This window comes from Cyclobacterium sp. 10D3-21 (assembly GCF_055809755.1).
On sequence record NZ_CM147924.1, the window covers coordinates 5,812,157 to 5,823,947 of the forward strand.

Below are 11,791 nucleotides of genomic sequence, written 5' to 3' on the forward strand. Positions count from 1 at the left end.
GACTCAATATTTACCCTTAAGTTTATTTACCGCTGCCTGAAGTTCATGATGGTCCAAAAGATGAAACATTGGAACAAATCGTGCAATTCTTTTTGCAGTAGTATTTCCCCATCTGTGGTTCGGACCAATCTCTAGCTGATTTTCTCTAAAAGGAGGAACAGGATTTAACCAAACAATCTTGCTTGTAGATTTTTTCAGTTTTATTAGAAACCTTAAAGTACTTCTAAATCTATCATCTGAATTGCCTCCCCTTACTGCACCCGCATCACTAAATATTAACACATGGGAGGAATTTTTTCTGATTTTGGCCAAGAGATCATCCAATTTCACAGATTCTGTATGGGAAATATTTTTATAACAGTATTTATCAGGTACGTTGTAAAAAAAATATTTTTCAACCCGATCACTTACTGAAGAATTTTTTGATTTAAATGCAAGAAAAAGTTGTTTGGAAACACTGCTTACAAGTGATTCAAAGGCCACCATCGAACCCCCATTGTCAACTAAGACATAAACTTTGTTGATGACTGATTTACTCTTTTTGTAAACAGGAAGAGTAATTATTGCTTCTTGGGCAAATTTTTGAATAGTTGCATCAATATCTATCTCATTAGAAAAACTAGATGGCTGATAAACAGGTAAAAACCGAAAGCTTTGTTGAATTTGCCTTTTGGATAAATCGAAAAAAAAATCAGTGAATAAAAATTTTCTCTTACCTAATAACATTGAAGTATTCCCCATATTATCACTAAGAGGTGGTTGATAGGAATATTTTATCTTTACTGAATTTGACTTGATTTCTTCTGAACTATTATCTTTTTGTTTTTCTTGATAGTTCTCAGATTTCTTTTGGTCATCTTGCTTAGATTCCGGTCTTTTCTCGTCTAAATGGCTTTGAGCTTCTGACTCTTGAATTACTTGCTGAAAATTTTCCTTAAAAATTGATTCAAAAACTAATTTGCTATAACTGGGTTTAAACCATAAATTCTTGCATAATTTCAAAAGCTTTTCCTCCTCTAGAAATCCTTCTTGATTAATTCCATGCCCAAAATCCAGAATTTTAAGAAAATCGAAATAGTCATTAATTCCTAGATTCAAGCCATTTTTCCGGAGGGATTCAAAAACGTTATATAGGGGAAGTTCCATTATATTTTCAGGAATTTGGTTCTATTTTTTGCCTTGACTCTTTGGTTTTCAAGAGAATCGATAAGTAGGGATACTTATTTTCCTTAACAAATTTGTCCAATTGGCAGATTAATTTTTTCTCTAATTCTGTTAAAAGATCTTCCCTCTGATTCCTTCTTTCATTATAAAAAGCCATCATTTTAAACCAGTCAATCAGTTCACTTGTAGATGGTTTTTTATCAATATCGTTAAGAGTATTTCTGATTTCATTAAATGCCTCCAAGGCTTTAGAAATAGTTTCTTTATCAAGTCCTCCTACATATTGCTTTAAAATTAAATTCAACTTTTCCTCATCAGGAAACTCAATAAATTGATAGAGACAACGCCGTAAAAAAGCAGGTGGCAATTCCTTTTCCTGATTGCTGGTAATAAAAATCAAAACATCACTTATTGCCTGAAATTCTTTGCCTAACTCAGGAATTGAAAATGATCGGTTTTCAATCTCTATCAGCAAATCATTCGGAAAATCAATGTCTGCCTTATCAATTTCGTCAATCAGAAGGATGTTTGGCAAACTCCCATTTGGAGGGGTTAGGAAAGCATTAGCGAGCTTTCCGTAATTTATGTAATTTTCTATCTTTTCGACTTCTTCCTTTTTAGTTGAATTTAAATTGGCGTGATAAAGTCTTTTCAATGCGTCATATTGATAAATACCGTCTTTGGCCTTTGTCGTAGATTTGATGTCCCATCGGAAAAAATGATGAAACATTTTTTCCCCATGTAATTCATAAGCCACCGCTTCAGCAAGTCTGGTTTTGCCACAACCGGGTTCTCCCATAAGTAACAAGGGTCTTTTTTTAAGGATAATAGTTAAATTAACTGACTCTACCAAGTCAGGGGAAGGAATATAGGCTTCCAATTGTTTTATTTTCCCATTATTTAATTCGAAAGATGTTGGTTCTATTAATCTATTACCAGAATAATTTAATGTGTCAGCCATTGTTTTTCAATTTCATCATAGTTCACATTCATTTGTTTACAGAGGTTTTTTATAACAACCTCAGGGTTACCATCTTGGATTAAACTGCTGTATTTAGTTTTATTTCCAATATAATCTTTAAAACAATCTATTAAATCATCATAATATGCCTCAAACCAATTACTTAAATCATCCTCAGTTATACATTTATTGATATAAAGATCAATTATTTTTAATTGCTTTTCACTTTTTATGGAAAGAATGTCAGAATTTTCAGTAAAAAAACAAAGCGACTTGCAACTATACACTTCTTCTATTTCTTCAATAAAAATAACTATACATTTATTCCCATTTTCCTTAACTAGTTCTAATTCTTCGCTAATATCTTTTAGCTTAGTAAAGAACTTCTCAAATTCTTCACTTTGAGCAAATGAAAAGGCTTCTTCTAAAATTATTATTTGATAAGCATTTTTAACTCTTTCTTTAATTTTATCTCGTACAAATCTAAATTTTATATTTGTAGTTGCATCTTCTGATATTTCATTCGGTTTAGACAATGCACCTAACAATAAGTCAAATAATGATTCTGAACTATTAGTTTGAGATTTTGACAAATTAAGTAAAATTGGTCTATGATAATCTTTTCCAAAGTCCTTGATAGACAAGACTAATTTATTGTATAACCAACGTTGTCCAAAATTTGGTTTGTTTCTAATTATAAAAGGGATTAAAAGTTTATTTCGCGAGTTTAATAATGTTTCAAACCATTTTTTTTGGTGATTAAAATTCAATTCACGTAGAATCTTGTAGGTTAAGTCCTCTTTAAATCCACTTACTTCTTTATCATCTATTATACCAGTAATATATTCCTTTTCCGATTTAACAAGAGCCTTAAGTCTATTTCTAAATTTAAGATTGTCGAAATTGTTAGGTTGGGAAATATACTCGGTGTAAAGTTCATTAAATAACACATTACTCTTTCCGAAAATATCGAAAAGATTAATTAAGGCCTTACATATGTCAGTTTCTATATCAGATAGAATTTCTTCCATTTTCCGAAAATATTAAATTTATATTGTCCACCTATCTGCCAAAATTCAAATAATGGGTTTATTTATTGTGCCTATAAATTAAACCTGACAAAACTTTTAAGCCTACTCCTGTATGACGTCAGATCAAAATTGTTTGGAGGAGAAAAATATTGTTTGTACAAGTCATTAAAAGTCCCATTGACTTTTCCAAATATATCAAGAAGACTTCCTAATGCTTCCCCAATATCTTCATTGATTAATTGCAAAATTTCTTCCTTTGATTTTTTGGAATTTGAAAAAGTAATTTCATCCGGATTCGAGATAATATTTTTTGTCGTAATTTCTGGTTTATCACCGCTTGGTTTGATAGCAATCCTTCCAAATTTTTCATCTAAGGCTTCTTCTAACTTTTTCTTTAAATCTCTCAAGTAGTCATTTCGATAGGAATTCTTGACAGCAATATGTTTTCCATTATGGAGTGCAAAAGAAACCAAATGTGAAAAACTAAAATCTGTTTTATCTGCGTGCCCATATTGTAAGCCACTCGGTTTGAAAAACTGTTTAGGTTTTAGGAAAAGAAGATCATCAAAATCAAATGATTCGAAGTATATTGGGATGATGACAATATTTTTTTGGTTTTCCGACCTATTCAAAAGGGCGTCCAATTCCTGCTCCTGAATGTAATTGGATATTACAAATGCACTGCTGACCAATAAAATCCCAACTTGGCAATTATTCAATTCTTCTTCTAGGCGTTCATTCCAATCCGATCCTAAGATAATCTGCCTATCATCAAATGAATCAAAATCGTATTTCGATGATCCTCCAAGATGTTTATTGAATTCTTTTGAAAAAACCTCGAAATATTCATTGTCTTCATGAGCATAAGAAATAAAAATCCTAATTTCCTTCTTTTCCACTTTGGGATGGTTTGGTTGTGTTAAATTTACTAAATTATTTTTAATATTTTTAGAATTCTGTCTTGACTTTTCCAACTTCCACTTTTACTATCACCCTCACCTTATCCCTTTCACTATCAACCATTGCAAGGGGGATATTTCCCTTTTTTTCCCTTCTTTTGAAATAAAAACGTTGATGCTATCATCATCTGATGAATGAAAGAAAATCATTTAACCTTCGGAATCGTTGATTTCTACCTCTTCTAAGGTTTGATTATAGTTATCCTGTTTTCGGGATTCATTTAGTTCCGCACCCATATCCTCCCATACCTCAAACTCCAACATAACATTCTTCTTGACCAAACGCTTGTTTTGTCGTCTTATAAAAATCTCAAGCTTCTCCCGCTCGGGTTGGAGTTCGTAAGAGGAGGCAAGGAAGATGGGATAGGTTTTCATAGACTAATATTCATTAATTTTCCATTTCTTGAAGCTTTTCCTCCACTAAGTCTATCCAACTTTGAATATTTTTCACCCTCTGATAAGCTTCCCCAAAATATCTTATATCAAGATTCTTAGCGGTTTCCAAGAGTCTTTTCGCTTCCAATAAATTTTCTTTATTACCAATATTGGCCAAGACAGTACCTAAATTAAACATAGAAATTGAAATATTCGGAGAGTTTTCCCCGTAACTCCGAATATCAGAAGCAAGGGCAGTTTCTAGCTGTACTCTTGCCTTATTCATATTTAATTCTCCACCTAGATCTATAAGTACCATCGCAAGATTGGATCGGCTTGTGGCTACTGAAGTGGAGTCTTCCCCTAAAATTCTTATTTCCGAGTCTAGTACCAATTCAAACAATTTCTCCGCCTCCCTCAGGTTGACTTTTCCGCCGAGGTCTCGGAGAACAATTGCTAGGTAGGAACGGTTTTTGGCTACTTTGTTTGAATCCTTTCCATAATGACGGATGTTTGAGTCAATGGCCATTACAAGCTGTCTCTTAGCTTCCCTCAAATTTACGTCCCCTTTTAGATCTCGGAGAACCATCGAAAGAAAGGAACGGCTTTTGGCCACTGGAGGTGAATCCTCTCCGAAATTCCGAATATTTGAGGAAAGGGCCATTTCAAACAAGTCCTTTGCCAGTCTCAAGTTGGCTTCTCCTCGAAGGTTTTGGAATACCGAAGCCAGGTTGGAACGTATTGTGGCTATGAAGGGCGTGGATTCTCCGGAATTCTTTATCTCAGATTCAAGGGCCATTTCAAGTAGTCCTTTCGCCTCCAAAAGATTGGCATCTCCGCCAAGGTCTCGGAGGACAATTGCTAAGTTGGATCGGCTTATGGCCACCGACGGGGGATCCGTTCCGCAATCCAGGTTGCGAGAGGCAAGTGCTATTTTAAGATGCCTTTTTGCCTCCTTCAGGTTGTTTTCTCCGCCAAGGTCTGCAAGTACCATTGCCAAATTAGAACGTCTTGTAGCCACAGATGGAGAGTTCTCCCCGGAAATTTTTATATTTAAGTCAAGTGCCATTTCAAGCTGTCTTTTAGCCTCCAAGAGGTTAGTTTCTCCATTTAGACTATTGAGGACAGTTGCCAGGTTAGAACGTATTGTAGCCACAGAGTAAACGTTTTTCCCTAAATTCTTAATTACTGAATCAAGGGCCATTTCAAGCTGTTTCTTTGCCTCTATAAGGTGGGTTTCTCCACCGAGTCCTTGGAGGGTTGCTGCAAGGTTAGATCGCATTGCTGCCACAGAATGAGAGTTTTTCCCGAAATTCTTAATTTCCGATTCAAGGGCCATTTCAAGCTGTCCCTTCGCCTTCCTTAGGTTGGCTTCTCCGTCAAGATCATTGAGAACCAATGCCAGGTTCGAACGGCTCTTGGCCACGGAAGGGGATTCCTTTCCGAAATTTCTAATACTCAAGTCAAGGGCTTTTTCAATATGAATCTTTGCTTCTGATAGATTTTCATTGCCACCTGTAGTTTTTAACAAAATTCCATAATCATTTAGAAACAACAAAAACCCTTCTTCTTCCAAAGAATTAAAAACTTTAACAAGACACCTCCCATAAGGAATCCATTTGAATTTGGTAAAAGAGTTGTCTTTTTCTTGCTCAACTTCGATAAAGCCTTTAAGTTTTTCAACCCAGGCTTTACCGTCCTCCCAAAGTGTCTCCTTGTTTTTAGTCTGTGTCAGGCTCTGAATGACCGGGCTCAAACGGTAAAGAGGTTTTTGTCCTTGCACTCCCCCTATCCAGCCTTTCCTGTAGAGGGATATGAGAATATCCCTGAATGCTTTCTTTTTTTCAGGTTCAAAAAGTTCCAGTAAAAATTTCAATGTGTAGTTTTCAGAAGGTAGCAAGGACATATTAACCAAAAAGCGCCGATCTTCCTCCGACAGTTTAGTGAAATCATAGAGTATCTCCAGTATATCATTGATGGTGGCTGCCTTTCTATTCAAGTTTCCAGAATAAATACTTCTAATTTCGAAGTTATTATCCTCTTCCAGTATCAAACCTTTAACTTCAAGTTCTTTAAGAAAGCCTTTCAGGTTCATACCAAGTTCTGAAGCCTCTTTCAGGTTCTTCGCAAAAACCTCTATAAGTAGTGTATGGTAATTGATTCCTTCCAGGAAGCTGTCAAGTAGCTGATCGAAGTCTTCATTATCTTCCTCATAGTATTCCAGAAACAGTTCCTTGGATTCTTTGGGGGAAAGATGTTCCAAGTGCATTTCACTTTCCCTGTCCGTCAGCAAATCCCTGCAGCGGCTCGTGATCAGCAAATTGGCCTGTAATCCACTAAATTCCAGAAGAAAGGACTGTATATCCTCCGCATCATTGGCATTATCGAGAATGAGTAGGAAATCTTCCCCAAGGATATTGAAAAGTCTGTGTAATTGCCGAAGTCGGTCTTCATCGGAAAGTCCTGTCAGGTCCATACCCAGTCCATCTCCAATAACCGCATTTATTATGCCTCCCTCACAGAATAGATAGGCGCAGTTACCGTAGCTGTATTGGTTTTGATACCAGTACTTGGAAGCCAATATGGTCTTTCCCAATCCCCCCTCTGCAGAGAGTAGGATAACCTGTCCTTTCTTATTAAATTTTTCGCTGATGGTTTCCAGCTCCTTTTCTCTACCGATAAAAAACGCAGGTGGAAGGGGGCCTTTCATGCTTAGCAGTTTAGCTTTTTCCCCAAAGGTGAGGCGGTTATCAGCAAAAAGGCCATCAAGCGTATGCAGAAAATGTGCCTCTAATTCACCGTAATTGGAAAAGGTATTGTGGAACTGTTCCTTCCCCGGAGCCAGCAGCATTTTCAAAAAGTCAGATTTGCTTTGTTTTTCCCAATTCTTTAAAGGTTTCGAGCATATCTCAGTTTTCTCATAGACATAGATCAACGGCTTTCCTGTTTCTAAAAACCGCTGATAGGCCAAATCAAATTCTTCCCGAGTAAATTTGCCCATTTTGGTCCAGAAGAGCACCACAACGATTTCAGCTTCCTGAAGCTTTTTATTATAGTCATCCTGTTTCCGAGACTTATTCAGTTCCGACCCCATATCTTCCCAAATCTCTAGCTCAAGCCGAACATTCTTCTTGACAAGTATCTTGTTTTTCCGACCAATAAAAATTTTAAATTTCTCTCTTTCGGGTTGGAGTTCGTAAGAGGAAGCGAGGAAGATGGGGTAAGTCTTCATGATTTGTTTGGGAAATTGCTTTTTTATTATTTTAGTTCGTTCTCTCAAGTCTAGAGTAAAGATTAAGAATTATTTTGACTTTCTATTATATAGTTGAAAAATTGCTTCTTCCTAGTTTAATTTAATAGTAAGTATAATTAATATTAAATAATGAAAGTTTATTCACATAATTTTGAAGAGCAATTTTATTAATGGTAATTGATTTCTGTAGAATTCCCTCATTAAACCCTTAAATAAAATTTTACCCGAATAAGGTTATTTAATTCTCCCCCCAATCACTCCTTCAACTTAACCCAAACGATGATTGGATTTAATTCAAAGCCTGTTTCATCAGCCACTCTTTTGATATAAAAATAGTCTCCATCACCGAAAGCATTTAGGAAATAGGTTTTTCCATCTGCTGCTGTAATCCCTTTTTTAAGGTCATAACCGGCATTCTTTTTTCTATCGAACACAAACAACGATTGCTGATGCTGAATACTGGAATAGGTAATGAAATAATAGTTACCTTCCCCAGTAATCTCGTAAATATTAATCACTTCTCTATTGTCTGAGAAGGAAAAATCAAACCTACTGTAGGGTTTTAATTGATTCTTTTCAAGGGTATATAAGGTATCCCTACGGAATTTTTCAAACATAATAACTGCATAATATATCCCTGGTTTATCATCAAATGAACTGACATACTGCTGATGGATATACCTACCTGGACCTGTATTACCTTCTAAAGGCACTTTCTTAACTAGCATTGAATCCGATATTATCAACTCACTATCAAGACGATATCCCATTATCTTCAGTATACCGCCATCTCTGGATTGTAAAAATCCTCCATGAGAAAGAACCCAAATTCCATTATCCGTTGCATTTACGTAAAATGGGAAAGGAAAAGAGGCAGAACCAAGTAGCTCTCCTTCTTCACTGTACTGTAATATGGCCTGATTAAATTGGGCCGCCACCAGTAAACTTCTGCTTTTCAAGTCATAACTAATCTCATATGCGCCAAGGTACTCACCCGGAGCTTCACCCTTTTTTGCTATTTCTCCAACATAGGTACCATCCAACTTGAATTTAACGATCCTTCCTATGTCTAAAATATAAAAATGCTCTTCGGATTTGGTAATACTGCCAGTTGATTTTAAATAAATATCCTCTCTGGTTTCCAAAGGAATTTCCACTATAGAAGAAGCTATATCAGATAGCTTCAGTTCATTACCCAACACATTTTTCGCCTTAATTACAGGGATTCCCTCCTGTTCATTAGAACAAGAAAAGAATAAAATGAGCACACAAACTAACAGAAAATTAAATTTGGATGTATTCATTGAAATAAGTTTTACTATTGCGAATTTTACTATTGCGAAATTACGATTTACCATTAGATAACTTTAAAGATCCAATATTATTACCTTATCTTAGGGTATTATCGTATTAAATCATCCAATCATCACTGGATTCCAATAGGAAAGGAAAAAGACTGCCAAGATATTATAATGAATAGGTCAAAATCAGGTTTCTACCGATTGACCTGATTTCTATTAATTAATAGAAATTGTGGGGATAATCATTACCGAAGCCAATGGATAGTTGCCTGAGACAGCAAAGCATCTAAGCCTCAACCCAAATTTCATTAGCAATTTAATCAATTTCTTTCGCACCTTGAACTATTAACACAATTCTCAGCCCTTTCGTATAATAACTTCTGATAAGTCCTAAATATTCGCTTATTTCAAGCTTATATATGGCTATGCTTGGAAGAAAATATTTCACCTTGTACTTTTTATGTTTTTTTCAACTGTCTGGGATTTATGCCCAACAGCCTAGAGACATTACTGCCTATCGTTTAGCAGATAACGAACAGATTAGCCTCGACGGCAGGTTGGACGAATCTTTTTGGGCCAAAGTCAACGCCGCTACCGCATTCCGCCAACAGGAACCACTGGAAGGACAACTTGCTACTGAGCAAACCTCCGTACAAATCGCATTTGATGAAAAAAACCTGTACATAGGCGCAAGGTTTTATGATAGCCAGCCGGATGAAATCAAAGCCTTCCAGAAAAGACGGGATGCCTCACTGGACACCGACGATAAGTTTGCATTTATCCTGGACACCTACAATGACCAACGCTCCGCCTTTTATTTTGAAATCAATCCCCATGGGCTTATGGGAGATGGGATTTTAAGAACAGGTCAGGGTGCTGAAGTCAATAGGGACTGGAATGGGATATGGAGAGTCTGGGTGACACGGGATGACAAAGGCTGGTCCGCTGAAATTCGAATACCTTTTATGACCCTAAATTTTGATCCCAAAAACGAAACTTGGGGCATAAATTTTCTTAGAACCATCCGAAGAAAAAATGAAATTACCCTCTGGGAAGGTTTCGAAAGAAATCAGGGAATCGAAAGACCACAGGATGCAGGAAAACTCAGGGGCTTGTCCAATATCAATCAAGGAATTGGATTAGAAGCCATCCCCTATGCAATCACGACACAGTCAAGACTAAGGAATGACCCAGAGGGTTCCATGGAGAAAGAAACCACCTTTAATGCCGGTGGAGAATTAAATTATAACATTACCCCTAATTTAAAAGCTGGCATCACTGTCAATACTGATTTTGCAGAAGCAGAAGTGGATGACCGACAAGTTAACCTAACCCGGTTTCCAATAGTATTGCCTGAGAGAAGAGATTTTTTCCTGCAAGGGGCCAACGTTTTTGTATTTGCTCCCTCCAGTAACCCCAACCCTTATTTTAGTCGAAAAATAGGACTACAGGATGGTCGTGCTATACCAATTAAACATGGGGCAAGACTTATTGGCCGCATAAAAAACACAGACATAGGCTTTCTTCAGGCACGTACCGGGGAATCCGGAGATCTCCCAGGAGAGAATTTCACGGTGGGCAGGGTACTGCAAAACATCTCCGCTGAAAGTACCATTGGCGCCATTTATACCCGTAGAGACACGGATGGAGACAGCCTTCCAGTGAGAGAAACCTTTGGTGCAGACATTAACTTAAGTACCTCCAAATTTTTTGGTAATAAAAACTTTCAATTTGAAGCTTTCTTTGTGGGCCACAGCCCCTCCTTTTTTAGTGATAGCAGCAGTATTATGGATCGATCTGTGCGTGGCTTTAGGTTCAACTTCCCCAACCAACCCTGGGATGCCCATATTTCTTACCGGGAATTTGGTGTCAATTACGACCCTGCTGTAGGTTTTGTCCCACGAGTAGGATTCAGAAGGCTCCAACCTACGGTTACTTACAATCCACTAATAGAAAGAAGCTCCATTTTAAGAGAGCTAAGCTGGCAGTATGATTTTGAATATTTAATGATGATGAATTGGAAACCAGCCACTGTAAATCATGAAATCAGGGTGCTTGGATTAAGGTTTGAAACAGGAGATTTCATCAATTTTTCTTTCCTCCACAATTATGAATTCCTGGATTTCACCTTCGATATTTTGAGGGATGGGGCCTTTTTAATTTCGGAAGGCACTTACCAAAACAGAGGATACTCAATAGAAGCTTCTTCTGCTCCGTTTAGAAAATTTGGCGGCACGGCTACCTTCACCAATATCGGGTTTTGGACAGGCAGGCAAGTAAGCTTAGAGACAGATGTGTTTGTAAGGCCTTTTGTAGGACTAAATATGACAGCAAGTTATATTCATAGCAGTGTGCAACTGGAACAGGGAGACTTTAAAACCCATTTATTAAGGTTAAACAGTAGCTATGACTTTTCCCAATGGGTTTCGATGAATTTCAATATTCAATATGACAACCTTACAGAAAGACTGGGAACAAACAGTCGGTTTGTTTGGGTGATAGACCCGGGCAACACTTTTTTCATCGTCCACAACCACAACTGGCAACGTTTTACAGACCGGTTCAATGTCATGGAAATTCAATCCACTGTTAAACTGGCTTATACCTTGAGGTTTTAAGGTTTAAATCTAATTTTTTCATTAAAGTAGCACACCAAATATTCCGCAAACTGTAGAGATTTTTTGCCCATTTTTTATGCTAAGCAACCCTCATTTTTTCATTTGGATTCCAGGTTTTGAAAAAGTAAC

At 36.7% G+C, this 11,791-nt stretch carries 8 protein-coding genes; 1 reads left to right on the forward strand and 7 read right to left on the reverse strand.

From position 1 onward, the window contains the following. Window positions 1-3 precede the first annotated feature (3 nt). The 7 genes from AC0L7T_RS22440 to AC0L7T_RS22470 all read right to left on the reverse strand — a co-directional run bounded on the left by AC0L7T_RS22440 (window position 4) and on the right by AC0L7T_RS22470 (window position 9,047). A complete protein-coding gene (locus tag AC0L7T_RS22440) occupies window positions 4-1,098 on the reverse strand; it encodes a hypothetical protein (RefSeq protein ID WP_473338569.1) in 1,095 nt (364 codons plus the stop codon). A 55-nt stretch (window positions 1,099-1,153) separates the two neighbouring features. After that, entirely contained in the window at window positions 1,154-2,125 is a 972-nt protein-coding gene (locus tag AC0L7T_RS22445; RefSeq protein WP_473338571.1) for an AAA family ATPase, read from the reverse strand. Continuing rightward, window positions 2,110-3,156 (reverse strand): hypothetical protein, encoded by a 1,047-nt coding sequence (locus tag AC0L7T_RS22450; RefSeq protein WP_473338574.1) that lies wholly within the window; start codon window positions 3,154-3,156, stop codon window positions 2,110-2,112. The genes AC0L7T_RS22445 and AC0L7T_RS22450 overlap by 16 nt, the downstream gene beginning before the upstream one ends. Window positions 3,157-3,227: 71 nt before the next feature. Further along, a complete protein-coding gene (locus AC0L7T_RS22455) occupies window positions 3,228-4,055 on the reverse strand; it encodes a toll/interleukin-1 receptor domain-containing protein (RefSeq protein WP_473338575.1) in 828 nt (275 codons plus the stop codon). A gap of 210 nt (window positions 4,056-4,265) precedes the next feature. Further along, complete coding sequence (locus tag AC0L7T_RS22460; RefSeq protein ID WP_473338576.1) at window positions 4,266-4,490, reverse strand: hypothetical protein; 225 nt, start codon at window positions 4,488-4,490, stop codon at window positions 4,266-4,268. 13 nt (window positions 4,491-4,503) lie between these two features. Then, window positions 4,504-7,722, reverse strand: a complete 3,219-nt coding sequence (locus tag AC0L7T_RS22465; RefSeq protein WP_473338577.1) for a hypothetical protein — start codon at window positions 7,720-7,722, stop codon at window positions 4,504-4,506. A 275-nt stretch (window positions 7,723-7,997) separates the two neighbouring features. After that, window positions 7,998-9,047, reverse strand: a complete 1,050-nt coding sequence (locus AC0L7T_RS22470) for a 6-bladed beta-propeller (protein ID WP_473338578.1) — start codon at window positions 9,045-9,047, stop codon at window positions 7,998-8,000. Between the two features lie 422 nt (window positions 9,048-9,469). Between AC0L7T_RS22470 and AC0L7T_RS22475 the strand changes: the two genes are divergently transcribed. Then, window positions 9,470-11,662: a carbohydrate binding family 9 domain-containing protein gene (locus tag AC0L7T_RS22475; protein ID WP_473338579.1), complete on the forward strand. Its 2,193-nt coding sequence runs from the start codon at window positions 9,470-9,472 to the stop codon at window positions 11,660-11,662. Window positions 11,663-11,791: the final 129 nt, after the last annotated feature.

Coding starts and splice junctions, on each gene's coding strand:
- AC0L7T_RS22445 (WP_473338571.1), bottom strand. CDS start 2,125: ATGGCTGACACATTAAATTATTCTGGTAATAGATTAATAGAACCAACA.
- AC0L7T_RS22450 (WP_473338574.1), bottom strand. CDS start 3,156: ATGGAAGAAATTCTATCTGATATAGAAACTGACATATGTAAGGCCTTA.
- AC0L7T_RS22460 (WP_473338576.1), bottom strand. CDS start 4,490: ATGAAAACCTATCCCATCTTCCTTGCCTCCTCTTACGAACTCCAACCC.
- AC0L7T_RS22465 (WP_473338577.1), bottom strand. CDS start 7,722: ATGAAGACTTACCCCATCTTCCTCGCTTCCTCTTACGAACTCCAACCC.
- AC0L7T_RS22470 (WP_473338578.1), bottom strand. CDS start 9,047: ATGAATACATCCAAATTTAATTTTCTGTTAGTTTGTGTGCTCATTTTA.
- AC0L7T_RS22475 (WP_473338579.1), top strand. CDS start 9,470: ATGCTTGGAAGAAAATATTTCACCTTGTACTTTTTATGTTTTTTTCAA.